We start from the raw sequence: 22,784 nt of genomic DNA, 5'->3' as shown, positions 1-22,784 counted from the left end.
ACGTGTAATACAGGCCGAATCTCCCGTGGAGGACTGAGCAAGTGGTGCATCAGGTAGTCAAGCCGGAGAAGATCGCTGCGACCGCAGCGGTGCTCCTGGAAGAGAAGCTGGTCGTCCCCGCCGTGTTCCGGCGCGAGGGCATCGATCAGTTCAAGGGCGCGAAGGACGACGCGATCAACGTGGTCGTCGAGGGCGTCCTGCCCTACCGGACCTACGGCTGGCGGAACAACCGCTCGACGGAGATCCAGTTCGACGAGTACAGCGAGCGGAAGATCCAGGTCACCTTCGGTGGCGACATCTACTCGGCCGTGCGCCTGACGGACGAGCAGAACGACTTCGATTTGCCCGGCTGGGCCAAGCTCGCCCGCAAGCAGACCGAAGCGCTGGGCCGTGGTCTGGAGACCCAGGCGACGGACTACCTCATCGACGCGCCGTACGAGGTCACGCTTGGCATCCCGGCCAACGGCCTGCGCGCCGGCCTGATCCGCGCCCGCCAGACCATGAACGCGCTCCGCGTTCCGGACGGTGCCCGCACCCTCCTGGTCGGCACGGACTTCGAGGCGGCCCTGCTCGCCGACGAGAAGCTGAACCTCGCGCAGAACGTCGGCGAGGCCGAGGCCGTTTCTGCGCTGCGGAACGCCACGATCGGCCAGCGGTTCGGCTTCAACATCGTCGTGGCGCAGGAGCTGCCCCCGACCATGGCCGTCGCGATGGTCGACAGCGCGTTCATTTTTGCCACGGGGGCTCCCAGCGTTCCGCAGAGCGTCCCGTTCGGTGCTTCGGCATCGCACAATGGTGTGGCCCTGCGGTGGATCAGGGACTACGACTCCCTGAAGTTCCAGGACCGCAGCATTTTCAACACCTACAAGGGTTTCCGGCACGTCTCGGACGACCTCGTGGGCGTGGACTCCGACACCCGGCAGGCGTACGTGTCGCAGTACGAGCACTTCGTGCGGGCGATCCAGCTGGAGCTGGGCGGCACCGACTCGCTGCCGAACGGCAAGGTCGGCCGGACCAGTGAGGGCTTCTCCGCCGCGCACGACGCGGAGCTGAACGCTCTGACCGGCCTGGGCATCGCGGCCTGATCCTTTTTGGCCCGGCTCGTGTAATGCGGGCCGGGCCGGTGGGGTCAGCGGTTACGGCACCGGCTTGCGGCACTCGGCGTTCGGTGCTCGACGGGGCAGGCCCCGTGCCGATACACGATGAGTGGTCCGCTGCGCTTCGGCGTGCGCCGCGTCCCGCCTCCCCTTATGGCCGTAACGACCGGCCGCTCAACCAGGTAAGCGATGGCGCTGAATGGGTTGAACAGTTGGTGTAAGCCCCAGCTTGCCCGGCGGAGCGTGCGAGGCATCAGCCTGTTGCGCGCCACCCGTTTTGCGGACGACACCGGGTTGAGTGCGCGGCGGACCTTCCGAGGAACGAAGGCGCGCGAGAGGAATCCCATACGGCTGAAGGTATCGCCTGCTGGCCGCGCACTTCCATCCGCTGAAAGGTGGCGATCAATGGCGTATGCCTCGCTTGACGAGCTGAAGGAACGGCTCGATTGGGACCTGGATGAGGGCCAGGAGCGCATCGCGGAGGCGGCGCTGCAAGACGCCTCGGACCTCGCGATGGAGTACGGCCGGGAGTGGCCGGAGGACGCCCCGCCTCGCCAGGTGAGGGTCCTCGTGCTGCGGGCGGCTCGGCGGTTTGTCGAGAACCCGCAGGGCTACACGACGTCGCGCGCTGGCGACGAGACGGTGCAGTGGTCGGACGCGGCCGGCGAGAACGCCGGCTCGGTGTACTTCACGCGCGAGGAGCAGAAGCTGCTGGCCGGCATCGCCGGTCGCGGCGTCGGCCTCACGTCGGTGACGGCGTCGGCATGGGGTCCGCAGAGCACGTCGCGCCGGATGCGCAAGGTCGGCGAGACGATCTCGCCGTCCGCGTATGTGCCGGTGAACGGCTCTCCGAACTCGCCCTTCCCGTACTTCGGCGACGGGCTGGAGCCCTGGTGAGCAGCCATCAGCGACGCCGTGGCGTCACCGTCAAGGTGTGGCCCACGACGGCCACCACGAACCGGCGCGGCGACGAGGTCCTGACCGTTGACATGGATGCGCCCCCGATCACCGTCCGCGCCGCGATGATCCCGCAGCGGTCCTCCAAGGCCGAGGTGCCGGGTCAGCAGCAGATCAACGTGATCAAGATGATCGTGCCGGCCAACCTGCCCGGCGTCGACCTGTGGTCGCGCGTCGAGTGGAACGGCCAGCTGTGGGACGTGGCGGCTCCGCCGTCCTACCACCACGGTACCCGGCAGACGCGGCACTGGTCGCTAGACCTGCGGGAGCGCCCGTGAAGTGGACGGTCGAGGAACGCTGGCTGAACGGCCATCTGGCGAACATGCCGGGCGTGCAGGGCTACCTCGGTGGCCTGGCCTTCGGGATGTTTGCGGCGGCTGAGGAAAACCTGGTCCGCGCGCACCTGGACCGCGACGACGCCCGGGGCGACAGCTCCGGCCACGCGTCGATCCGGCTGGAGCGCGGCGACAACGAATACGGCCACGTCGATTGGTACGTCGTCTTGGACGACACGCGTGGCTTGCACGCCGCGTTGTCGATCGAGTACGGCCACGGCTCGTACAAGCGCCGGATCTACAACAAGGAGTTCGGCTACTCCTACACCATCACCGTGCCGGCCTCCCGGCCCACCTACATCCTGACGAACGCGACCCGGATTCCCCGCAAGGGCAAGAAGGTGTCGGGCTCGGCCGCGAAGAAGGCGAGGGGCTGATGGCGAACCTTCCCCCGATTGTCCGCCAGCTGGCCGAGCTGAGCCCGGTCGAGGACATCCTGCTGCACGTGCTGAGGGAGCGGCTGCCGGGTGTGCGCGTGCAGGCGCTGGTCCATGACGACCAGCACTGGCCGCTCGTGCTGGTGCGCCGCCTGCCGCAGTTCGGCGACTGGCAGGGCGATGACCGGTTCACCGACCGCGCCGACATCGCGGTCCACACGTTCTGCGAGGACCCGGACGGTGACGAGGATGCCGCCCTGCTGGCTGAGGCCGTGCGGGTGTCCCTGCGAAACGCCTGGTTCGACAACGCAATCGTGCCCGGCCGAGGGCACATCACCCGCGTCCAGATGACGTCGGCCCCCCGGCGTGCGCCCGACTGGGCCACGTCTTCCGGGCCGGTGCAGTACGCCGACTTGCCGACCGGCGTGACCAGGTACGAGACGCAGTTCCGCGTCTCGATCCGCAAGGCGCTTACCCCCAACCTCTGACCCCGCTTCGCCTCACCCCGCCTGCCCAGCAGCGCGGGGCTTTCGGCGTGCCCTGGAAAGGAAAATCCACAGTGGCTCTGAACGACAACGCCACGCTGGTCATCGGCAGCGGTAACTATTTCACCGCCCCCACCGGGACCACGCTCCCCAACGACCTGCTCTCGATCGGTGCGCCCTGGCAGCCGGTCGGCCACACCAGCCTGGAGGACGTTTTCGGCGTCACCTCCGAGGGCGGCGAGGCGACCACGCTGGGCAGCCTCCAGAACAAGAGCCTCCGCACGAAGTACAGCGCGCGGCAGGAGACGCTGACCTTCACGGTCGTCCAGTTCGACGAGGACTCGCTCCGGCTGTTCTACGGCCAGAACGCGCCGACTCTGCCGTCCGGCCTGATCGGTGTCCCGCAGGACCCGGCCCCGACGCAGGCGGCCTTCCTCGCGGTCTTCATCGACGGCGCGAACTACTTCGCGTTCTACGCGCCCAAGAGCGAGATCTTCCGCAACGACGATCTGTCCATCTCGGACACCGAGTCGCTGGCCGGCCTCCCGCTCGGCGTCAAGCCGATGGCGCTCGGCACGAACACCTGGACCTACGCGGTGACCCCGCTGGGCGGCACGCCGGCCAGCGGCGCTACCGCTGGCGCACCGGGCACGTTCACGCCGTCCGGCTCGGCGACCCCGGCGAACCTCGCGGCCATGGCTGACGTGGATGCCTCGCCGACTACGGCGTGGACCAGCGGCCAGTACGTGATTCTCGGCGACGCGTCGAACGCGTACTGGAACGGCACCGCCTGGGCGGCCGGCATCAAGTCCTGACCCACCTGGACGACCCGGCTGCACGCGTGACGCGGACCTCCGCGTGCAGCCGGGGTTCCACCCCCGAGACGCCGCGAACCCCTTGCCCCACCGACCTTGGAGGTCCGCAACCCCATGTCCAACGCCATCACCCTTGACGACATCCGCGCCGCCGCCGAGCGCAAGTACGGCTCGACCGACATCACCATCGCCGAGGGCGAGGTCGTCCGGCTGCTGAACCCGCTGCGTCTGCCGAAGACCCGGCGTGACGAGCTGTCCAAGCTCCAGGACAAGCTGGGCGAGGACGGCGCAGACCAGGCCGCGCTGCTGGCCGACGCGATCCGCCTTGTGGCGGAGAGCGAGACGCGCGCCCGCAAGCTGCTGGACGCGGTTGGCGAGGACCTGGCCGTGCTCGCGCAGATCTTCGAGGCGTACTCGGCGGGCACCCGCGTGGGGGAAGCCTCGCCCTCTGCCGCCTGATCGACGAGCACGGCGAGGGGCTGTACGCGGACCTGCGGTTCTACTACGGCGTCGACCTGGTTGACGTTGTGGAGGGTCGCGGTCCGGCCCCCTCGCTCGTGCTCGCGCTGGTGCAGAGGCTGCCCGACGATTCCATGACGGTCGCTCTCGCGTCGGGCGGCCGGACCCAGTTCGGCTGGGGGACGGACCGGCATCTGCTGGCCGACATATACGACGCCATCAATCAGCAGACGCGGGCCACGGGCAACTGGGGCAAGGGCAAGGCTCCGAAGATCCCGCTGTGGCCCCGCCCGAAGGCGAAGGCGAAGCCGGACAAGCCGAAGAAGCCAACCTCCGTTGCCGAGCTGTTCAAGAACTTCGGGAGGTAGGCATGGCCGACGCGGTCATCGGGTCGATCGCTGTCAAGATCACGCCGGACACCACGGACTTCAAGAAGGAAGCCAAGGTCCAGCTGGAGCGGATCGAGAAGTCGCTCGACCCGATCAAGGTCAAGGTCGAGCTGGACACGACCGGCTTGAAGGCGGCGGCCGAGCGGGTGCAGCGCCAGCTGGAAGCGGCCCTGAAGGACGCCAAGGTCAGGGTCGATCTGGAGGGCCAGGACCGCCTGCACGTTGCGCTCGCCGCGATCCAGCGCCAGATCGACTCGCTGTCCGGCAGCAAGGTCAAGCTCGACGTCGACAAGGATCACTTCGACGCGCAGCTCGCCTGGATTCAGGAAGACGTCGATGCGATCGACCTGGACGTGGACCTGGACGAGGTCTCGCGTCGCCACGTGCTCGACCAAATCTCCGACATTCAGGACCACCTGGACGAGCTGCGCGGTGACATCGAGGTCGATGTAAACGAGCCCGCAAAGATCGTGGCGCAGGTCAAGCTCGCTGCCCTGACCCGCCCGCGCACGGTGACGATCATTCCGCAGGTCAGCAAGTCGGCGGTTACGAAGGTCGCCACGCTGCTCGCCGCGCTGTCTGGTGCCCGGCTCCTCGGGGACATCCTGGACAAGCTGTGGAACAGCATCAAGAACCTGGACAAGGCCATCCCGCTGATCGGCACGCTGGCGCTCGCCATCGCGAACCTGGGTTCGGTCGGCATCGCGTCGGCCGCCAACCTGTTCGCCCTGGCGTCGTCGCTCGCGTCGATCGGGCCGGCAGCGCTCGCGCTGCCCGGCATCCTGGGTGGTGTCGCGATCGGCCTCACGGCCACGGTCGTTGCGTTCGCCGACTTCAAGCAGCGCATCCCCGAGGTCGTCACCGCGTGGAACAGTCTGAAGTCGACCATCCAGGACAACTTCTGGGCGGTCGCGCAGGAGCCGCTGCGAGAGCTAATCGACGGGCTGCTGCCTGAGTTCTCCTCCGGCATGGCGAAGGTCAGCACGCAGCTCGGCGGGTTCTTCGCGAGCCTGGCGACCGGCTTGGGCGACTCGCTCGTCCCGGCGTTGGCCGGCATGTTCGACGACCTGTCCGAGTCCATCACCATCGCGACCGGCGCGACCGGCGACATGGCGTCGATCATCGCGATCCTGGGCACGGTCGGTGCCGGGTACCTGCCCCGGTTGGCGCAGTGGTTCGCCGACATCACGGCCCGCCTCAACGAGTTCCTGATCCGCGCATCCGAGGGCGGCGAGCAGTCGCAGCTCAACGGCTGGATCAACACCGGCATCGAGGCCCTGAAGGACCTGGGCACGATCCTGGTCGAGTCCGTGCAGATCCTCAATGGATTCGCAAAGGCGGCCGAGGCGGCGGGCGGTAGCTCGCTGGCAACGCTGGCCGACGCGCTGACGCACATCTCCGACGTCGTCAACGGTGCGAACTTCCAGTCCAAGCTGACGAACGTCTTCGTCGCGGCGCACGCGGCGATGGACGAGATCAGCACCCGGTCTGGCCCCGGCGTCGAGAAGTTCTTCTCCACCCTGGCGGACACGCTTCAAGCGGTCCTGCCGCTGGCCGGCCAGGCGCTCGGCGATCTGCTGGGCGGGCTGACCACCGCGCTGTCGCAGGCATCGACGCAGATGGGCATCATCGAGCTGTTCGACGGGATCGCCAAGGCGGTCACGGCGTTGCAGCCCGCGCTCGGCCCGGTCGCTACCGCGCTCGGCGCACTGCTCGGCCTGATCGGCGCGATGGCGGCGGCGTTCGCTCCGGTGATCGCCACGATCTTCACCGCTCTGGCGGGTGCCGTGATCCAGCTGGCCCCGGTCATCGAGCAGCTGGTGATGCTGCTCTCGGGCGTTCTGCTGGCTGCGGTTACCGCGCTGGCCCCAGTCGTCGGTGAGCTGGCTACGGCGTTCGCCGGTCTCGGCTCGGGCGGCATCCTGGACACGATCGTCGTCGCGTTCTCCGGCCTGGCTCCGGTGCTCCAGACGATTGCTCCGCTGCTCGGTGACGCCCTGGTCGCCGCGCTCGGCGCGCTGATGGGGCTGCTCGGCCCGGTCGCTACGCTGCTCGGCTCGGTCGCGAACGTGCTGCTCAGCATGGTCGCCGAGATCCTTCCGCTGATCGTTCCGCTGTGGGACTCCCTGGGCTCCGCCCTGGCCGGCATCGTCACGGCGCTGACCCCGGTGATCACGAAGATCCTGGAGATCGCGACCGCGATCATCGGTCCGCTGGTAGCCGCAATTGCACCGGTTGTGACCGAATGGTTCCCCAAGATGAAGGAGGCCATCGCGCGGCTGGCCGAGGCACTGATGCCCGTGCTCGTCGCGCTACAGGCTGTAGTCGACTTCCTGGTTCCGATCCTGGCTCCGGCCATCGCGTTCGTCGCCGGGCTCCTGCTCGATACCTTCGTCGGCGCGATCAACGGCGTGGCCCTGGTCTTCGAGGGCGTCGTCGAGATCGTGACCGGCATCTGGAACACGTTCGCTGGTTTGTTCACCGGCGACTGGTCCCGCATGTGGGACGGCATCAAGTCGATCTTCAAGGGCATTTGGGACACGATCGTTGGCATCATTGAGACGGCCCTGAACGTCTTCGTGATCGGCAAGATCACCGGCTTCTTCAAGGCCGGGGCCAAGCTGTTCGCCGAGGGCTGGGCGTCGATCCGCTCCGGCGCGACGGCGGCGTGGGACGGCATCAAGGGCGGCTGGTCCTCGTTCCTATCCACGCTGAGCAACCTCGGCTCGTCGGCGATGAGCACCCTGCGGTCCATCTGGTCCGGCGGACTCAACGCGCTGAAGGGCGTCGCCGAGTCGGCCTGGAACGCGGTGCGCGGGGCTTTCAGCTCCGGGGTCAGCGCGGTGGTCAACACGGTGAGGAACCTGCCCAGCACGATCCGGGACGCGCTCTCGAACGCGGGCTCCGTGCTGGTCAGTGTCGGCCGGCAGATCATCGAGGGCCTGATCAGCGGCATCAAGTCGATGTTCAGCACCGTAGCGGCGACCCTCGGGGCGCTGACCGACATGCTGCCCGACTGGAAGGGTCCGGCCCAGCGCGACCGCGTCCTGCTTTACGACGCCGGCCAGCTCGTCATCGACGGATTCATCAACGGCTTGGAGTCGCGCTACGGCGCGGTGCGCGAGTCGCTGACCGGCCTGACCGACGAGGTCAGCGGAATGCAGGTCGAAGCCCCGGGCGTGTCCCGGTCACTGACGGCTGCGATCGACAGCGCAATCGAGGCTGGCGGCGGCAGCTCCGGCGGCAAGACCCTCAACTACTACGCGGCACCGGGCAGCTCAATCAGCTCCGAAGAGGACCTGTTCAAGGCCGCCGACCGGGCCAGGATGGTGGGCTGGTAATGCCGCATCTTCAGCTCGAATCGAGCACCGACGTCCTCAACCTGGACGACGTGCTCAACTTCGGGACCGGGATTCAGGCCCTGGCCGGCGCGACCGGCCTGGGCTTCCCGGAGGTCGTGCCGCAGTGGTCGGAAGGCGCGGGTGACGGAGCGACGTTCCGTGGCTCGCGCCTCGGGCCGCGCGACATCGACCTGCCGCTGCACATCAACACGAAGGGCCGGCAACAGCTCAAGGACGAGCTGGCCCGGCTGGAGATCATGCTCGCCGAGGGCGGCATGACGCTGCGCATGGTGGAGGACGACGGCACCAGCTGGTCCGTACCGGTTGAATGGCAAGGCGGCGGGGCCTGGATCTACGGCGTCGACACGATCGGCGAGACAGACCTCTCGACGGTCGTCACGCTGCGGGCCGGGTCACCGTACTGGACCAGCTCGGTGTCCAGCTCGACAACCGTCCGCAACTCCGGCGCGGGACGCGGCCTGCTCAACGGGTCGCTGACCGCGCTGAAGGTGGCCGCCTCGCAGGCGATCGGCACGATTCACCTCGTCAACCCGGGGTCGGCTCCGTCGCCGCCCATCTGGACGGTCACCGGCCCCGGCACCAACTTCACGGCGACGTCACCGACCGGGGAGACGCTGCGCTGGACCGGCACGCTGACGGCCGGCCAGGTCCTCACGGTCGACGCCTCGCGCGCCTCGGTCGTCGACCAGTCCGGCGCGAACCGGTACGCGAACCTCGCGCCCGCGCCGCGCTTCTGGCACATCCCCCGGGGGACGAGTGACGCGGTCGCGTCGATGGACAACACCACCACGGCATCGAGCATCACGTGCACGTGGCGGGCGCGGAAGCGGGTGATCATCTGATGCGGCTGTCGGACATCACGGTGGAGGTGCGCAACAAGAACCTGGACCGGCTGGGACTGATCTCCCCGCAGGACCTGGATCTTGAGGTTGACGACGTTCACCTGAACGTGGGCAGTTGGAAGCTGGTCCTGCCGACCGGTCACCCGCTGGCCGGCGCGCTGCGGACCCCGGGCGCGGGCATCATCATCACGGGGCCGGACGGGCAGACGATGCTCTCCGGCCCGGTGGTCACCCCGACCAACGAGGCGACGATCACCAACCCGGGCGGCGAGCTGACGTTCTCCGGCGTGACCGACATGGTCCTGCTCGCCGACGTCCTGGCCTACCCGGACCCGACGAACCCGAACCCGCTGACGCAGGGGCTTGCCAACGACGTTCGCACCGGCCCGGCCGAGACCGTCATGCACGGCTTCGTCGCGGCGAACATCAGCCCGCTCGCGCCCGGCGCTCGCCGGCCGACCGGCACGATGTTGACCAAGGTGCAGATGGGGCCGAACCTGGGGCGCGGCCCCACGGTCACGAAGTCCGCCCGGTTCTCCGTCCTCGGGGAGCTGCTGACCGACCTGGCGACGATGGCCGGGCTCGGCTTCCGCATGATCCAGCGCGGCGGCGCGATCGTCTTCGAGACGTACGCCGTTGCCAACCGGACGGCGGAGATCCGGCTCGACATCCGCAACTCCACGCTGTCCGGCCACAAGGTCGCTACGTCCCCACCGGGCATCACCCGGGCGCTGGTCGCCGGTCAGGACGAGGGCGTCAAGCGCCAGTTCGTCCTGCGCACGACGGCCGCGAGCCTCGCAGGTGAGCAGGCATGGGGTCGCAGGATCGAGCGATTCATCGACCAGCGGAACACGGAGAAGATCGCCGAGCTGGAGCAGGCCGGCGATGAGGCCCTGGCCGAGGGCGGCTTCTCGTCGATCGCCGTGCAGGCGGTCCCGATGGAGGACAGCTCGATGCCGTTCGGCACCAGCTGGTTCATGGGCGACTCGGTGACCGTGGTCGTCGAGGGCCAGGAGCTGTCAACGACGGTGTCCGGCTACGTCATGAAGGCCAAGAGCGACGGCTTCCACCTGGGCGCAAAGCTCGGCGAGACATCCGGCTTCGACGCGGGAGCGGCGATAGTGAAGCGGGTCTCGTCGGCGGAGTCGCGCATCGGCGTGCTGGAGTCGGCCGGCCAAGCGCCGGTCCTGTCTCGGCTTTCCACGCCGGCCGACATCCCCAGCTCCATGCTGGCGAACGCGTTCGAGCCAGGCAAGACGGGCCTGTACCTGGCCCCTACGCAGCAGTCCGCCTACGGCCTGCCGGGTGTGCGGGGCGGCTATCTCCAGGTGTACGGCGACGGCGGCGACGGCGCGATCCGCATGTTCAACGAGATCGCCGATACCGGCGCACCGAACGTCTACTTCTCCTCCGGCAACCCCTCCGGCTGGTCGGCCTGGCGGCGCGTCCGTTTCGCCGACGACCGGCCGATCATGATCGGCGGCACGGTGGCGATCACGCCGACCGCCGCGAACACGCCGACATCGGTCACGGTGTCGTTCCCGGCCGGCCTGTTCACGACGATTCCAATCGTCCAGGTGACCGCCGACACGAGCGTGCCGGGGACGCAGGTGACCGGCGTCAGCTTCAAGGACCCGACCCTGACCGGCTGCTCGATCGTCCTGACGCGGACGAACACGTCGCTGACGAACGTGCACTGGACCGCCACCCAGTTCTGACCCCTTGGAGGTAGGCCGGATGGCCATCACGTCTTTCCCCTATGACGACCAGGACACGACCGAGACGCAGTTCTCGACCTGGGCGCGCGAGCTTCAGGACTCCGGCGTCGCCGACTCGGCGAACGGCAACGGACTGAAGGTGTCCGGTGGTGGCGGCGGCATGGCCGTGCAGATCCAGGCCGGCTCGCTGATCGCCCGGGGCCACTTCCTCACCAGCTCGGCGGTGGAGACGCGCACGATCGCGACCGCGCCGACGTCCGGCATCCGGTACGACCGGGTCGTGGGCCGGATCAACCCGGCGACCAACGCGGGCGAGCTGGCCGTGCTGACCGGCACGGTCGGTGCCGGGGTTCCGGCACTGACGCAGACGGACGCGGGCATCTTCGAGGTGTCGCTCGGCACCGTCACCGTGACGGCGAACGCGACGACGATCGACGCGGCGCGGGTCGCCGATGACCGGTCGTTCGTGGGGACGCGGATCAGGTCCTGGTCCTCGTCGACCCGGCCGGCCAGCGCCCGGCTGTTCCAGCTGGGCTACAACACCAGCACCTCCCGGTGGGAGTTCTGGAACGGTGCGACCTGGCAGAACCTGGCGACCGCCACCAGCGAGAACGCGTCGAACTGGGGTGGCTACAGCCTGACGGTGTCGACGTCGCAGCCGTCCGGCACTCCGTCCGCTGACCGCATCTGGGTCCAGCCGACCGCGTAAGGGGGTACCTCAGTGGCGATCACCTGGGGTGGCTACAACGGCCACCTGCGGCTCGGCATCGATCTGACGACCAGCGCGGCTACGACCGGCGACGTGGTCACCGTGTACGTGAAGCTGTACGTGCAGGTCGACAGCTCGTGGAACTTCGACGACACCCAGTCCTGGCGGCTGAACGGCACGAACGGCAGCTCGGGCTCCTTCAACAACACGCTGTCGAACGGCGCGTCGAAGCTGCTGTTCAGCACGCAGTATTACGCCTCCGTGGACTACGACGGCGGCCCGACGTACTCGTACTCGGCGAGCCTGTCCGGGGCGTACAACGGCGCGGCCCCGACGCACTCGCGCAGCATCACGCTCCCGGCGCGGCAGGCATCGGCTCCGTCCACGCCGGCCGCGCCGAACGTCGGCAGCATCACGGGCACGACGGCGCACCTCACCTGGTCGGCCCCGGCCACGAACGGCTCGGCGATCAACGGCAACGCCGGGCAGGTGTCGACCAGCTCCGGCTTCGGCTCGATCCTGAAGTCCTGGGAGAAGACGCCGTGGGAGGGCGAGACTGTCACCGGCCTGCCGAAGGGCACGACGCTGTACGCCCGGGTTCGGGTGCGCAACGGCGTGGGCTGGTCGGGCTGGTCTTCGGGTCGCTCGTTCACCACGCTGATCACGGTCCCGTCCGGCCCGTATCCGGCGACGTTCACGGAGATCAAGGCCGAGTCGGCGCGGATGTCCTGGGGCGTGCCGGCCGACGACGGCGGCGCGGCGATCACCGGCTACGACATCAACATGGCGATCGATCCGGAGTTCACGGAGGCGGCCGGCTTGTTCCGGGTGACGTCGAACTCCACGGTCCTAACGCAGCTGCGGCCGGGCACGACGTACTACGTCCGCCAGCGCGCGGTCAACTCTGCGGGCACGGGCGACTGGTCCGAGGTCCGCTCCTTCACAACGGAGTCGGCGCTGTTCGTCGGCAACGGCACCACCTGGGTTCCGGCCCTGGTGTGGGTCGGCAACGGCACGAGCTGGGTTCCGTGTCGCGTGATGGTTGGCAACGGCACGGAGTGGAAGTGATCCCCATCTTTTCCCTGGAAGCACCGGTTCAGGCCGCGATCGTAACGGCGGTCGGCACGGTGACGGTGGCCCTGATCGGTGTGGTGCTGGAGTACCTGCGGCGCAACCACAAGCGGCTCGGCGAGGTCAAAGAGCAGGTCGCGAACTCGCACAAGACGAACCTGCGGGACGACATCGACGTGGTGATCGCGGAGCTGCGCGGCCTGCGGACCGAAGTCCAGCAGGAGCGGCGCGAGCGGTTCGAGGCCGACCAGCGCACGGATGCCCGGCTGGCCCAGCTGGAACGGAAGCTGTGACCCGGCCGAGCCGGGATGACTACTACCTCGGTATCGCCCGCGCGGTCGCGGCGCGAGCCGACTGCACCCGGCGTCTGGTCGGCGCGATCGTCGTAACGGACAACGTCGTGGTGTCGACGGGCTACAACGGCGCACCGGCCGGCCAGCCCGGGTGCTTGACCGCTGGCGCGTGCCCGCGCGGTCGCCTCTCCTACGACCAGGTGGCCGCCGGGGATTCGTACTCCAGCGGTGCCGGGACGTGTATTGCAGTCCACGCCGAAGCGAACGCGCTCCTGCGCGCCGGGCTCGCCAGCCGGGGCGCGACCTTGTACCTCACCGATGCGCCGTGCGACGGCTGCTCGCGCCTGCTCGCGGGAGCCGGGATCGCCCGCGTCGTCTACCCCGAGGGGGATTGACCCAGTGGCATACCCGCCGAGCCTCGCCACCAAGACGGTGACGGGGCGGTTCATCACGCATCCGGACGGCACGCCCGCGAAGGGCACCGTCAAGTTCACCAGCAAGCTGTTCGTCCAGGGTCCGGCCGACGACCTGATCCTGACGCCGTTCGAGGCGAAGCTGACCCTGGACAGCACGGGCGGCTTCTCGCTGGTGCTCCCGGCGACCGACGACCCGGACTGGGTGCCGGTCGGCTGGAGGTATTCGGTCGTTGCGATGGTGGCCGGTAAGTCGCTGAAGGCGGAGCTGGCCCTGCCGGTGTCTGGCCCGGACGTCGTTGACCTGGCCGACGTGCTCGACGCCAGCCCCGTGCCGGAGGCTCCGGGCTTTTGCCTCGCCGCCACGCTGAAGGGCGCTGCGGGCGGCCTGGCCGAGCTGGGGCCGAACGGCAAGGTTCCGGCCGCGCAGCTCCCGCCGGGCAATTCTGGGCAGGTCGAGTGGACGGCGATCATCGGCAAGCCGAACACGTTCCCGGCCGAGCGGCAGGTGGTCACCTGGACCGAGGTGCAGGGCAAGCCGGCCACCTTCCCGGCGGCGGCGCACGGCCACGCCTGGTCGGAGATCGCCGACAAGCCGGCCACCTACGCGCCGTCCGCGCACGGGCACGTGATGAACGACCTGACCGGCACGCTCGGCACGGGCCAGGGCGGCACCGGCATGACCACCTTTACGACCAGCGCGTATCTGCGGGCGGCCAGCTCGACCGAGCTGGAGTTCCGATCGGCGGCGCAGGTCCTCTCTGATATCGGCGCGGCGGCGGTCAGCCACACGCATGACGCCAGCGCGATCACGGCCGGCACGCTGGCGACGGCGCGCGGCGGTACTGGCCTGACCTCGTTCACTGCGAACAGCTACGTCCGGGCCAGCTCGACAACCGCGCTTCAGTTCCGCACGGCGGCGCAGGTCCTCTCCGACATCGGCGCGGCGGCCAGCTCGCACACGCACACCCTGGCGCAGATCACTGACGCCGGGGCGAAGGTGCTCGTGCTGGCGGCCGGCGCGGCGGTGCCGGGTGGCACGGCTGCGGGAACGGTGATCGTGAGGACGGCGTGACGACGGTAACGATCTTCCCAAACACGGAGGTGCCGGCCTACCTGGGCGTCGCGGACGGCACCAAGGTTTCCCAGACCCAGGGCACCCGGTTCACGGTCAACGTGGCTGGCCGCGCGACGCACATTCGCTGGTTCGTTCCCACGGCAACCCAGCCCACGGACGGGCTGAACGGAGGTCAGGTCGTCTTTGGCCTGCATCGCGTATCCGATGGCGCGCTGCTCGGCTCGACGATGGTCTCGACGCTCGGGTTCGAGGGTGCGTGGATGGAGGTCGCGCTCCCCGCGCCGATCACGCTTACGCCCGGCGTGGCGTATCAGGCGTCAATCCTGACGCCGGAGCGCTACGTCTACCGGACCGGCTTCACTACGGCTTCGTCGTCTCCGGGTGGCGAGTTGACGTCCACGGCCCCGCCGGGGCGCTGGGCGAACGCGTCCACGTTCACGCTCGCGAACGGCGTCGAAGCGGGCTGGAACTTCTACCAGGACGTGCGGTTCGAGCTGGACGCGACGCCTCCAGCCGGCCCGATCCTCACGCTGTGGAACGGCACCGCCGAGGTGGCCGCGACCGCGACCGTCTGGAACGGCGCCAGCGAGGTCTCTGCGGTCCTGGAGATCGTCGCCTAACCCCATATCAGCCCGCATTCCACGAGCCCGTCAGCGACCCGCTGGCGGGCTTTCTGCATGGAGGTAGCACCAGTGGCAACCAACCCCAACCCGACCCGGATCAGTGGTCCGATGTGGAGCCTGTGGGAGCGCTTCGTCGCCTTTCACCGCAACGTCAAGCTCGGCGGGGTCTACGCTGACAAGCCCGGCTACCACAACTACCGCGATGACCTGCCGACCGACGACTACTCACGGGGCGATGTCGCGGCCGACCGTGAGGGCAACGGCAAGCTCAGCTCCGCGATCGACCTGACGTTCCCGGACGCGTCCGACATGCGGCTGTTCTCCAAGCGGCTGCACGACGCCATGAAGGCGCGGGACGGCCGACTGTTCATCGACGGCAAGCCGATCCTGCGCGAGTACATCGGCACGCTCGACTCCGAGACGGTGAGCTGCTACGTCCTGACCGGCGGCAAGGCGCTGGGCGTCGGCGCGGACTCCGGCCCGGATGCCGGCCGCGACACCAGCCACCTGTGGCACGTGCACATCTCGTTCATCCGGAAGTACGCCGACAGCCAGGACGCGATGGACCGCGTGCTGTCGATCCTGAAGGGCGAGAGCTACGACGACTGGGTGAAGGGTGGCGGTAAGCCGTCGACCCCCGCACCGGCTCCGGCTCCGTCCGGCAAGCTGGCCGAGGACGGCATCCTGGGCGCGGCCACCATCAAGGCGCTCCAGAAGAAGCTGGGCACGCCGGAGACCGGCGCGGTCACGCAGGGCGCTCCGTCCCCGATGATCAAGGCGCTCCAGCGGTACCTCAACGCGAAGGTGAACGCCAAGCTCGCGATCGATGGCTACGGCTTTTACCAGAACGGCCAGGTCTACAAGACGGTCGCGGCGCTCCAGAAGTACCTGGGCACGCCCGTGACTGGCGCGCTGACCAAGGGCGCGAAGTCGACCGCGATCGTGGCGCTCCAGAAGCGCCTCAACGCGGGCACGTTCTGACCCTCCGACCGGACTGCCGGTCTCCCGATTCGACCCCGCTGGCGACCGCTGGCGGGGTTTCTTCCATGCCCAGGAGGCAATCCCAGTGGACGCCAGCACCCGTCGCGTCATCCGCACCGCTTTCCAGATCACCCTGGCTGTGGCGAGCATCCTGCTCGTCGCGACCCCGGCGGTCCTGTCTGCGGCCGAGGCCGCGCTGACCCCGGAGCAGGCCGCCGTCGTCGCGGCGGCCGGTGCCACCATTGTCGGTGTCGCCAGTCTCGTCGCTCGTGTAATGCAGTCCCCGATCGTGGCCGAGCTGATCGACCGGTTCGCACCGTGGCTGTCGGCTGACGAGCCGGCCGACCGCGAGATCGAGGGCTGACCCACCAACGCAAAGCGCCCCGCAGCTTCACGGCTGCGGGGCGCTTTTCGCGTCTCAGTCGTCGGGTTCGGTGATCTTGATCCGCCGGGCTCCGCGCGAGGTGGCCTTCGCCGGTGCTGCCTTCGCTGGGGCCGCCTTCGTCGTGGCGGCCTTCACCGGCTCTGCCGGCCTGAACTTCACGGGGTCGGGTTTGGCTGGCGCGGCAGGCTTCTCAGATGGGAACAGGTCACGGATGCTCATGTCGTCGCGGGCGCACAGGTCGACGATCTTCGTCTCGCCACCCATGGTGACCTCGAACCTTGTGGTCGGGTCACCCTGGTTCCGGCAGACGTCACAGACGATGACGGTCAATTCCATCCGGGGCCTCTCGGTGCGTAGTGTCGGATGTTCGGATGGTGACAAGATATGCCATCCCTTCGGCCTGGAGTTGACGCATAAAGCAGGCTCACCGTACCTTGGAGCGCGTAGGGGTGAAAAGTCCGTCGGGGGGATGAGGGGTCATGACCGCCACGAAGGTGCAAAACCAGGCCGAAGCGATTGCTTGGATCGAGGAGGGTAGGCCGTACCGCTGGATCATCGACAAGTACATCGAGAAGTACGGCATCGAGACCAAGCCGGCCATGTGGTCGAACTTCCGGCGCAAGCACGGCATCAAGACCCGCACTGTTCGCAACGAGAGCCTGGTGCCCTGGAAGATTGAGGAGCATCACCGGACCGCCTACCACCTGGAGATGTTGCGCGCCGAAGCGCGGAGACGCGCCGGAGTCGAGTTACTTCCCGAGGCTGCCGACAAGCTGCGGCGGTTTCATGAGAACTTGGAGGAGACCGGCACGGTCGTGCACTACTCGCCGAAGAAGGGCTTCACGTACGCGCCACGCCGGCCGGGTGTCGACCTGGACCTGATTCGCGAGCCGGCCTCGCGCAACCGGACCGGTAGCAGTGCGGGCGAGTGATATAGACGCCGCACAGGATTTCAGCACGACCCGCAGAGCCCCCGCCAGCATCACGCTGCCGGGGGCTCCTTGCTGTCCGGGCTACAGTCCAGCTCGCGCGGCGGCCGTCTCGACCTGGGCCGCCGGTAGCGCGTCAGGTTCGGTTCGGGCGTGGAGCTGGTCGTCGGGAAGGGGGAAGGCGTTTTCCAGTTCAACCCTCAACCTTGATTCCGGCATGTCCGGCAAGACCCGCTGAAGGGCGTACAGGGCATCTTCACGGGACAGCCTTGGATCGAGGAACACCGTGTCGCTGCGGGTGACGATGTCAACCCCCGTCTTGAGTCGAACTATCTTCACGTGCTTGCCCTCCCCCGGAGCCATCGGTCGACCCCGATTAGTACAGGCGTTCGACTACAACCTTCTCTTTCTGAGCATCGTTCAGGAATCGTCCGTACGGGTAAACAGTGTTTCGATGAAGTCGGCGACCCGCCGCCGGTCCGCTTCATTGAGCTGGTGGTAGTGAGCGATCACGATTTCGTCCCCGGTGGCAAGGGTTGCCGGGTACACGTTGTATCCCGCCGCGCGCTGGGCGGCGATCGTGACACGTTCCACGGGGAGCCCGAGCCCGAGCGCGAGACCAGCCAGAGTCTCTGGCTTTGGGACCGCCTTGATCGGGTTGTTGGCGAGCGCGTGCACGACCGACCGGGACAGATTTCCGCGCCTGCCGATTTTTGCGTAGCTTTCGCCGGTCCGCTGCTGATGATCCGAGATGAGGCGCGCGAGTGGGTTGAGCTGGGCCACGTGCTGGTCTCTCCTCATCTGACCGGACAGGGGTCATCGTACGCTCGGACATTCCTGCTGCGAGCCAGCTTTGTGTGTCGTCCGTCGCTGGACGACAATTCGAGCCCGGCCTACACTTCAAGTCCCGCCTGCTGGAAGCGCGCGGCGGGGGAACACGGCCGAAGGCCCCACTCTTTCGGCCCGCAACTTACGGGGGAACAGTGCGCGAAATCGCCACCACGGACGGCCTCGCCATTCTGCACATCGACCACGAGACGATGAACCTTTGGGTCGACTTTCTGCCAGAACACACGGCGGAGACGACGGCCGAGGTCTACCTGACCGTGGGCCTGGAGAGGCTGTACGTGATGACGGACGAGGAGATGCCGGCCGAGCCGGTCAAGGACGCCTACGGCCGTGATGCCTCGCGTTTCCATCTTGCCTACACGGAGGTGTTCGAGTAGTGCCCCTGAACATCGTGACGATTCCTGGCCCGTCGCGGGTGGACCTTCTGACCGAGGTTCCCCGCGACGGGAAGGATCGACCGGTCGTCGTGCCGGAAGAGGGAGGTCGGCCGATCGCGCTCGCGCGGTCATCGAAAGCGGCCGGCACCCTGGAGGACCGGAGCAACCTGGAGCGGTACGGCAAGCGGATGACGCTTCGCGGTGCCGCTCTGCTGCATCCGGCGGACCTCCGCCGGGCCGGTGACATCGACCTGGAAGACCCGGTCGGCAAGCGGGAGATGAACCGCCTGGTCGAGCGGGCCGAGCGGTTGTCCGGCTCCAATGCGAAGGCGGAGCGCGGCAACCACCTGCACGACCTGAGTGAGTACGTCGACCGCAACGAACCGCTCCCGGCACACGCCAGCGAGCAGGACCGCATCGACATGGCGGCGTACATGCTGTCGACGTCGATGCTCAAGCAGATTCACATCGAGCAGTTCACGGTGTGCTCGCAGCTCAAGCTCGGCGGGACGCCGGACCGGGTCAGCTTCTACGACGGCCCGGACCCGGACGGCCGCCCGGCCGGCAACCTGATCACGGACCTGAAGACGGGCTCCGTAGATTACGGCGAGCTGAAGATGGCGATCCAGCTCGGCACATACTCCCGGTCGAAGTTCTACGACCACACCCGGTTTCAGCTGCCCGAGCACGACCCGACCGACCTGAAGGCCAGGTGGGCGGCGATCTCCAAGTTCAAGAGGCAGTCGTTCTCCGCCGAGGACGCTGTCGCCGCGTACCGGCCGCTGCCGGATGTGAATCCGAACTGGGGCCTGATCATCCACCTGCCGGCCGGGACCGGCCAGTGCACGGTGTACTGGATCAACCTGAAGGTCGGCTGGGCTGCGGCGCAGCTGGCGATGCAGGTTCGGGAGTCGCGCGGGACGAAGGTCCTGACGCCGTTCGCGGCCTGACGTGTAATGTGGGCCACGTCACGGCCCGATCGTTTGGCCTGCACTTTACGTGCGAGCTACGCTCATGGTATGCGGATGAGACGAGAGGGGGTGGTCGCCGAGTGGGTCTCAAGGTGATCATCAAGTACGGCAAGGGCTACGAGGACACCTGGGCCACGTTCGAGGGCACGGTGGACGAGGTCCGCCAGGAGGTCTCCTCCTACTTCGACATGGACCCGAACGAGACGGCCGGCCTGAGCGTGTCCGCGCTGGTCCTCAACGCGACCAACCTGGCCCACGCCAAGGGCAACCTGGGCGCGACGCTCGGCGCGCAGGCGATCCCGGCCAGCACGCCGGCCACCCGGCCCTCCGGCCCGCGCGGTGCGGCCGCCTGGGACGCTGCCGACTCGGCACCCGCCGACAAGGGGCCATCCCCGGTCGAGCACATGACCAAGCGGATCGCGGAGATCGGCGACGTGGACGCGCTCAAGCGGCTCTGGGCTGAGAACCAGGAGCTGTTCGCGGCGGAGTCGACGATGATGGACGCCTGGAAGGCGCGCGGTCGTGCGCTGAGCGCGGCGTGATCAGCCGGGATCTCATCCGGGCGGTCTTCCTGGTCGCAGTCATGAACCTTCTCCTGGCCGCCATCCTCGGTGGCTGGAAGATGTACGACCGGCACCACGCCGATTGCAGTGTCTTCGCAAACGACTCCGTGAGCGAAGCCCCGCTGCGCTGCGTGCCCGGGTACGGCAAGTAGCACCACCTGCAACACCACCCTCCGGTCGGGGAACGGCCGGGCTTTTTTGTGCCTGCACGTGTAATGCAGGCCAGGCATCTGACAGGAGAACCCCAACAGTGGGATTCAACGTTGTCGACGCGTCCTCGTTCAACGGCGGCGGAGTCTTCAAGCCGGGCAACCACATGGCCGACAAGGCCCTGCTCATCGAGCCGAAGCGGATCGACCGTGACCGGCCGAACACCTACCAGGGTGTGACGAAGAACCGGGACGAGGTCACCGCCAACATCACGGTCTTCAAGACCGAGGAGAGCCTGTCCACGGGCAAGCCCTCCGAGGTCCTGGACGGCGCGCGGGTCGTGCACGGGATGCTCACCGACTACCTGGACAAGGTGCTCGCGGGCGGTCCGGACCAGGCGGTCGTCGTGATCCTGACCAAGGTCCCGACCAAGGGCGGTTCCGGCTATGCGTTCCGGCCGGCCACCCCGGAGGTCACCAAGCAGGTGATCGCGTACGGCGTCCAGCGCGAGGCGGACATCGCCAAGGCCGTCGCGGACGCGCCCGCCTTCTGACACACCCCGATCCGCAGCAATGAGGCGGGCGGCTCGTGTCATGCGGGCCGCCCGCCCTTCGCACTCTGAGGGAGGTAAGACCGAGTGCTGACCGCAAGCCGATCGCTGAGCCTGAACGCGGAGGCGGGCAAAGAGTTGCCTCGCGTCCCGGCGATGCGCGGGCTGTATGAGCGGGGGGTTCGCTTCCGGCACGGGCAGGTCATCATGATTGCCGGCCGGTCTGGCTCGCAGAAGTCCGCGCTGGCGATGTACCTGGCCGCGCAGATGAACGAGCCGAGCCTGTACTTCAGCGGGGATATGAGCGCGTTCGACGCTTCGTCCCGGCTGGCGTCGATGTATACCGGCGACGTCGCCGACGCGGTGTCGGCCGCGATGCTCCGAGGCGGCGCTGACCGCCAGCACTACCTGGACGCGCTGAAGGCGTGCAAGATCCAGTTCTCGTTCGGCTCACCGATCACCTGGCGTGCGGTGGACGAGGAGCTGGAAGCGTACGTGGAGCTGCACAACCGGTTCCCGACCAGCATTTTCTTCGACAACCTCATGGACTTCGAGGGCGCGGAGAGCGACTACACCGAGCAGATGGCCGTGATGCAGAACGCGACCGAGCTGGCCCGCAACACCGGGTCGACGGTCTGGCTGATGCACCACGCGAGCGATAAGTCGTGGGAAGCGAAGACCGACCCGTGGAATCCGCCGTCACGGCAGGAGATCAAGGGCGGCCTGAGCGAGAAGCCCGAGCTGTCGCTGACCGTCGCGCTCGACCCCAACGACCTGTCGTTCCGGGTGGCCTGCGTCAAGCAGCGCTCCGGCCCGTGCGACCCCTCCGCCCGGTCCTACGCGATCTTGTGGGCCGAGCCCGAGCTGTGCCGCTTCCATGCGGAATCCCCGATGAACCGAGCAATGCAGGAGGCAAGGCAGTGAGCAGCTACTTCAGCCGTGTGAACGGTGCCGGTGACGAGGGTTTCCTCGCCGAGGGCTGGGAGCCGAAGAACGAGGCGGATCTCGCCGCCGCCCTGCTGGTCGCCATGGGCGCGCAGGTGAAGCGATCGACGGCGTACGTCGCCGCCATCGCCTACGGCCTGGACCCGGCGCGAACCGCCGAGCTGGTCTCGCTCGCCACGGTCAAGGTGACCTGGGATGAGTAAGCCGTTCGTCGTCACCGTCGAGAAGACCTTCACCTGGCAGATGGTCCTGGTCGGCGGGGACGAGTTCGACGTGGCTGAGCAGGCTCGGGCCTACACCGGAGCGATGCCGAACCTGCCGGCCACGCCCGGCGTGACGGAGACCCCGTGGACGGTCACCAACGCGGTGTCGGTCGGTGGTGATCCGCTTGCCGAGCCCGGCGCAGAACAAGCGTAGGGGCGCGGCGTTCGAGATCGACCTGATGAACGAGCTGCGGTCGGCCGGCCTGGACGCTGAACGGCTCCGGCTGGCCGGCCGCGACGACGAGGGAGACCTGGTCGTCCGGCGCACCCGGTCGATCGACGATCCGGTTCTGGACTACACGGTGATCGAGGCCAAGTCCGGCGCGATGCACCCGCTTCAGTTCGTCCGCGAGGCGGAGATCGAGCGGGCCAACTTCGCCCGGCATCGCGGCCTGTCACTGGACCTGGTGGACGGCCTGGTCGTCGTGAAGGCTCCGCGCCAGCCGATCCGCAAGGCGTACGTCCTGACCACTCTGGAGCGCTACTTCGACCTGGAGGCCGATCGGTGACCGCTCGCGACGACATGAAGATCGACAGCCCGCTGTTCCGCGCGGTCATCACGCGGACCTGGCGGGCGAACCCGGACGCACCCGAGTGGTCCGGCCGGCACAAGTCCGGCTCGGTGACCTACGTCTACGGGCCGTACGTCACGCCGGGTCCGGCGAAGGCGTGGATCACCCGCGAGAAGAACGAGGCGGCCCGCCGCGACGACGGCCTGTCCACGGTGACCGGGGTCATCGAGACGTGCCAGCCGGCCTGGGCTCCGCTGGAGTCCTGATGCCGTTCGACGAGTCGGTC

Annotated in this window: 33 protein-coding genes; 30 read left to right on the top strand and 3 right to left on the bottom strand. The window is 68.1% G+C overall.

Annotated elements, in window-relative coordinates; translation table 11 throughout:
- Positions 1 to 41 precede the first annotated feature (41 nt).
- From ACIA8K_RS12670 to ACIA8K_RS12580, 19 genes are all read left to right on the top strand, one after another.
- A complete protein-coding gene (locus tag ACIA8K_RS12670; RefSeq protein WP_396058028.1) occupies positions 42 to 1,085 on the top strand; it encodes a hypothetical protein in 1,044 nt (347 codons plus the stop codon).
- Between the two features lie 417 nt (positions 1,086 to 1,502).
- Positions 1,503 to 1,994: a hypothetical protein gene (locus tag ACIA8K_RS12665; protein WP_396058026.1), complete on the top strand. Its 492-nt coding sequence runs from the start codon at positions 1,503 to 1,505 to the stop codon at positions 1,992 to 1,994.
- Positions 1,991 to 2,332 (top strand): phage head-tail adapter protein, encoded by a 342-nt coding sequence (locus tag ACIA8K_RS12660; protein WP_396058023.1) that lies wholly within the window; start codon positions 1,991 to 1,993, stop codon positions 2,330 to 2,332. Before ACIA8K_RS12665 ends, ACIA8K_RS12660 begins: the two co-directional genes overlap by 4 nt.
- Complete coding sequence (locus ACIA8K_RS12655) at positions 2,329 to 2,766, top strand: hypothetical protein (protein WP_396058021.1); 438 nt, start codon at positions 2,329 to 2,331, stop codon at positions 2,764 to 2,766. The genes ACIA8K_RS12660 and ACIA8K_RS12655 overlap by 4 nt, the downstream gene beginning before the upstream one ends.
- On the top strand, positions 2,766 to 3,254 hold the full coding sequence (locus ACIA8K_RS12650) for a hypothetical protein (RefSeq protein WP_396058019.1): 489 nt from the start codon (positions 2,766 to 2,768) through the stop codon (positions 3,252 to 3,254). Before ACIA8K_RS12655 ends, ACIA8K_RS12650 begins: the two co-directional genes overlap by 1 nt.
- A 71-nt stretch (positions 3,255 to 3,325) precedes the next feature.
- Entirely contained in the window at positions 3,326 to 4,066 is a 741-nt protein-coding gene (locus ACIA8K_RS12645) for a hypothetical protein (RefSeq protein WP_396058018.1), read from the top strand.
- 114 nt (positions 4,067 to 4,180) lie between these two features.
- Complete coding sequence (locus tag ACIA8K_RS12640) at positions 4,181 to 4,525, top strand: phage tail assembly protein (protein ID WP_396058016.1); 345 nt, start codon at positions 4,181 to 4,183, stop codon at positions 4,523 to 4,525.
- 98 nt (positions 4,526 to 4,623) lie between these two features.
- Positions 4,624 to 4,893, top strand: a complete 270-nt coding sequence (locus ACIA8K_RS12635) for a hypothetical protein (RefSeq protein ID WP_396058014.1) — start codon at positions 4,624 to 4,626, stop codon at positions 4,891 to 4,893.
- Between the two features lie 2 nt (positions 4,894 to 4,895).
- The gene (locus tag ACIA8K_RS12630; RefSeq protein ID WP_396058012.1) at positions 4,896 to 8,255 is read left to right on the top strand and encodes a hypothetical protein; all 3,360 of its coding nucleotides are present in this window, start codon (positions 4,896 to 4,898) and stop codon (positions 8,253 to 8,255) included.
- Positions 8,255 to 9,118: a phage distal tail protein gene (locus ACIA8K_RS12625; protein ID WP_396058010.1), complete on the top strand. Its 864-nt coding sequence runs from the start codon at positions 8,255 to 8,257 to the stop codon at positions 9,116 to 9,118. Before ACIA8K_RS12630 ends, ACIA8K_RS12625 begins: the two co-directional genes overlap by 1 nt.
- Positions 9,118 to 10,836: a hypothetical protein gene (locus ACIA8K_RS12620; RefSeq protein ID WP_396058008.1), complete on the top strand. Its 1,719-nt coding sequence runs from the start codon at positions 9,118 to 9,120 to the stop codon at positions 10,834 to 10,836. Before ACIA8K_RS12625 ends, ACIA8K_RS12620 begins: the two co-directional genes overlap by 1 nt.
- 19 nt (positions 10,837 to 10,855) lie before the next feature.
- The gene (locus ACIA8K_RS12615; RefSeq protein WP_396058006.1) at positions 10,856 to 11,545 is read left to right on the top strand and encodes a hypothetical protein; all 690 of its coding nucleotides are present in this window, start codon (positions 10,856 to 10,858) and stop codon (positions 11,543 to 11,545) included.
- 12 nt (positions 11,546 to 11,557) lie between these two features.
- Entirely contained in the window at positions 11,558 to 12,613 is a 1,056-nt protein-coding gene (locus ACIA8K_RS12610) for a fibronectin type III domain-containing protein (RefSeq protein WP_396058004.1), read from the top strand.
- A complete protein-coding gene (locus ACIA8K_RS12605) occupies positions 12,610 to 12,909 on the top strand; it encodes a DUF2746 domain-containing protein (protein WP_396058002.1) in 300 nt (99 codons plus the stop codon). Before ACIA8K_RS12610 ends, ACIA8K_RS12605 begins: the two co-directional genes overlap by 4 nt.
- Entirely contained in the window at positions 12,906 to 13,304 is a 399-nt protein-coding gene (locus ACIA8K_RS12600; RefSeq protein WP_396058000.1) for a deoxycytidylate deaminase, read from the top strand. Before ACIA8K_RS12605 ends, ACIA8K_RS12600 begins: the two co-directional genes overlap by 4 nt.
- Positions 13,305 to 13,308: 4 nt before the next feature.
- A complete protein-coding gene (locus tag ACIA8K_RS12595; protein WP_396057998.1) occupies positions 13,309 to 14,397 on the top strand; it encodes a hypothetical protein in 1,089 nt (362 codons plus the stop codon).
- Positions 14,394 to 15,020: a DUF4082 domain-containing protein gene (locus ACIA8K_RS12590; RefSeq protein WP_396057995.1), complete on the top strand. Its 627-nt coding sequence runs from the start codon at positions 14,394 to 14,396 to the stop codon at positions 15,018 to 15,020. The genes ACIA8K_RS12595 and ACIA8K_RS12590 overlap by 4 nt, the downstream gene beginning before the upstream one ends.
- Positions 15,021 to 15,092: 72 nt before the next feature.
- On the top strand, positions 15,093 to 16,004 hold the full coding sequence (locus ACIA8K_RS12585; RefSeq protein ID WP_396057993.1) for a hypothetical protein: 912 nt from the start codon (positions 15,093 to 15,095) through the stop codon (positions 16,002 to 16,004).
- 85 nt (positions 16,005 to 16,089) lie between these two features.
- Positions 16,090 to 16,368, top strand: a complete 279-nt coding sequence (locus ACIA8K_RS12580; protein WP_396057991.1) for a hypothetical protein — start codon at positions 16,090 to 16,092, stop codon at positions 16,366 to 16,368.
- 54 nt (positions 16,369 to 16,422) lie between these two features.
- Here ACIA8K_RS12580 and ACIA8K_RS12575 read toward each other — a convergent pair whose 3' ends face one another.
- Complete coding sequence (locus tag ACIA8K_RS12575) at positions 16,423 to 16,719, bottom strand: hypothetical protein (protein ID WP_396057989.1); 297 nt, start codon at positions 16,717 to 16,719, stop codon at positions 16,423 to 16,425.
- Between the two features lie 149 nt (positions 16,720 to 16,868).
- On the opposite strand from ACIA8K_RS12575, the gene ACIA8K_RS12570 reads away from it, so the two are divergent.
- A complete protein-coding gene (locus tag ACIA8K_RS12570) occupies positions 16,869 to 17,321 on the top strand; it encodes a hypothetical protein (RefSeq protein ID WP_396057987.1) in 453 nt (150 codons plus the stop codon).
- A gap of 81 nt (positions 17,322 to 17,402) precedes the next feature.
- Here the strand turns inward: ACIA8K_RS12570 and ACIA8K_RS12565 are convergent, their stop codons facing one another.
- On the bottom strand, positions 17,403 to 17,657 hold the full coding sequence (locus ACIA8K_RS12565) for a hypothetical protein (RefSeq protein ID WP_396057985.1): 255 nt from the start codon (positions 17,655 to 17,657) through the stop codon (positions 17,403 to 17,405).
- Between the two features lie 81 nt (positions 17,658 to 17,738).
- Positions 17,739 to 18,101 carry a hypothetical protein gene (locus ACIA8K_RS12560; protein ID WP_396057982.1) on the bottom strand — a complete coding sequence of 121 codons (363 nt, stop codon included), beginning with the start codon at positions 18,099 to 18,101 and terminating at the stop codon, positions 17,739 to 17,741.
- Between the two features lie 200 nt (positions 18,102 to 18,301).
- Here ACIA8K_RS12560 and ACIA8K_RS12555 point away from each other — a divergent pair, with 200 nt between their 5' ends.
- From ACIA8K_RS12555 to ACIA8K_RS12510, 10 genes are all read left to right on the top strand, one after another.
- Positions 18,302 to 18,544: a hypothetical protein gene (locus ACIA8K_RS12555; RefSeq protein ID WP_396057980.1), complete on the top strand. Its 243-nt coding sequence runs from the start codon at positions 18,302 to 18,304 to the stop codon at positions 18,542 to 18,544.
- 14 nt (positions 18,545 to 18,558) lie between these two features.
- Positions 18,559 to 19,494 carry a hypothetical protein gene (locus ACIA8K_RS12550; RefSeq protein ID WP_396057978.1) on the top strand — a complete coding sequence of 312 codons (936 nt, stop codon included), beginning with the start codon at positions 18,559 to 18,561 and terminating at the stop codon, positions 19,492 to 19,494.
- A 101-nt stretch (positions 19,495 to 19,595) separates the two neighbouring features.
- Positions 19,596 to 20,057 carry a hypothetical protein gene (locus ACIA8K_RS12545; RefSeq protein ID WP_396057976.1) on the top strand — a complete coding sequence of 154 codons (462 nt, stop codon included), beginning with the start codon at positions 19,596 to 19,598 and terminating at the stop codon, positions 20,055 to 20,057.
- Positions 20,054 to 20,230 carry a hypothetical protein gene (locus tag ACIA8K_RS12540; protein WP_396057974.1) on the top strand — a complete coding sequence of 59 codons (177 nt, stop codon included), beginning with the start codon at positions 20,054 to 20,056 and terminating at the stop codon, positions 20,228 to 20,230. Before ACIA8K_RS12545 ends, ACIA8K_RS12540 begins: the two co-directional genes overlap by 4 nt.
- 98 nt (positions 20,231 to 20,328) lie before the next feature.
- On the top strand, positions 20,329 to 20,781 hold the full coding sequence (locus ACIA8K_RS12535) for a hypothetical protein (protein WP_396057972.1): 453 nt from the start codon (positions 20,329 to 20,331) through the stop codon (positions 20,779 to 20,781).
- An 84-nt stretch (positions 20,782 to 20,865) separates the two neighbouring features.
- Complete coding sequence (locus tag ACIA8K_RS12530; protein ID WP_396057970.1) at positions 20,866 to 21,702, top strand: AAA family ATPase; 837 nt, start codon at positions 20,866 to 20,868, stop codon at positions 21,700 to 21,702.
- Positions 21,699 to 21,926, top strand: coding sequence for a hypothetical protein (locus ACIA8K_RS12525; protein ID WP_396057968.1), 228 nt, complete (start codon positions 21,699 to 21,701; stop codon positions 21,924 to 21,926). The genes ACIA8K_RS12530 and ACIA8K_RS12525 overlap by 4 nt, the downstream gene beginning before the upstream one ends.
- Complete coding sequence (locus ACIA8K_RS12520; protein WP_396057966.1) at positions 21,919 to 22,140, top strand: hypothetical protein; 222 nt, start codon at positions 21,919 to 21,921, stop codon at positions 22,138 to 22,140. The genes ACIA8K_RS12525 and ACIA8K_RS12520 overlap by 8 nt, the downstream gene beginning before the upstream one ends.
- On the top strand, positions 22,100 to 22,495 hold the full coding sequence (locus ACIA8K_RS12515) for a hypothetical protein (RefSeq protein ID WP_396057964.1): 396 nt from the start codon (positions 22,100 to 22,102) through the stop codon (positions 22,493 to 22,495). Before ACIA8K_RS12520 ends, ACIA8K_RS12515 begins: the two co-directional genes overlap by 41 nt.
- Positions 22,492 to 22,764: a hypothetical protein gene (locus ACIA8K_RS12510; RefSeq protein WP_396057962.1), complete on the top strand. Its 273-nt coding sequence runs from the start codon at positions 22,492 to 22,494 to the stop codon at positions 22,762 to 22,764. The genes ACIA8K_RS12515 and ACIA8K_RS12510 overlap by 4 nt, the downstream gene beginning before the upstream one ends.
- Positions 22,765 to 22,784: the final 20 nt, after the last annotated feature.

Origin of the sequence: Catenuloplanes sp. NPDC051500, assembly GCF_044454585.1 — a bacterium.
Lineage (GTDB): Bacteria > Actinomycetota > Actinomycetes > Mycobacteriales > Micromonosporaceae > Catenuloplanes.
The sequence above is the reverse complement of the archived record's forward strand: the minus strand, read 5'-3'. Positions and strand labels throughout refer to the sequence as shown.

What these genes read in the sequence shown, in the direction of transcription:
- ACIA8K_RS12640 (WP_396058016.1), top strand. Translation starts at nt 4,181, where the DNA reads ATGTCCAACGCCATCACCCTTGACGACATCCGCGCCGCCGCCGAGCGC.
- ACIA8K_RS12520 (WP_396057966.1), top strand. Translation starts at nt 21,919, where the DNA reads ATGAGTAAGCCGTTCGTCGTCACCGTCGAGAAGACCTTCACCTGGCAG.
- ACIA8K_RS12620 (WP_396058008.1), top strand. Translation starts at nt 9,118, where the DNA reads ATGCGGCTGTCGGACATCACGGTGGAGGTGCGCAACAAGAACCTGGAC.
- ACIA8K_RS12630 (WP_396058012.1), top strand. Translation starts at nt 4,896, where the DNA reads ATGGCCGACGCGGTCATCGGGTCGATCGCTGTCAAGATCACGCCGGAC.
- ACIA8K_RS12650 (WP_396058019.1), top strand. Translation starts at nt 2,766, where the DNA reads ATGGCGAACCTTCCCCCGATTGTCCGCCAGCTGGCCGAGCTGAGCCCG.
- ACIA8K_RS12570 (WP_396057987.1), top strand. Translation starts at nt 16,869, where the DNA reads ATGACCGCCACGAAGGTGCAAAACCAGGCCGAAGCGATTGCTTGGATC.
- ACIA8K_RS12625 (WP_396058010.1), top strand. Translation starts at nt 8,255, where the DNA reads ATGCCGCATCTTCAGCTCGAATCGAGCACCGACGTCCTCAACCTGGAC.
- ACIA8K_RS12665 (WP_396058026.1), top strand. Translation starts at nt 1,503, where the DNA reads ATGGCGTATGCCTCGCTTGACGAGCTGAAGGAACGGCTCGATTGGGAC.
- ACIA8K_RS12615 (WP_396058006.1), top strand. Translation starts at nt 10,856, where the DNA reads ATGGCCATCACGTCTTTCCCCTATGACGACCAGGACACGACCGAGACG.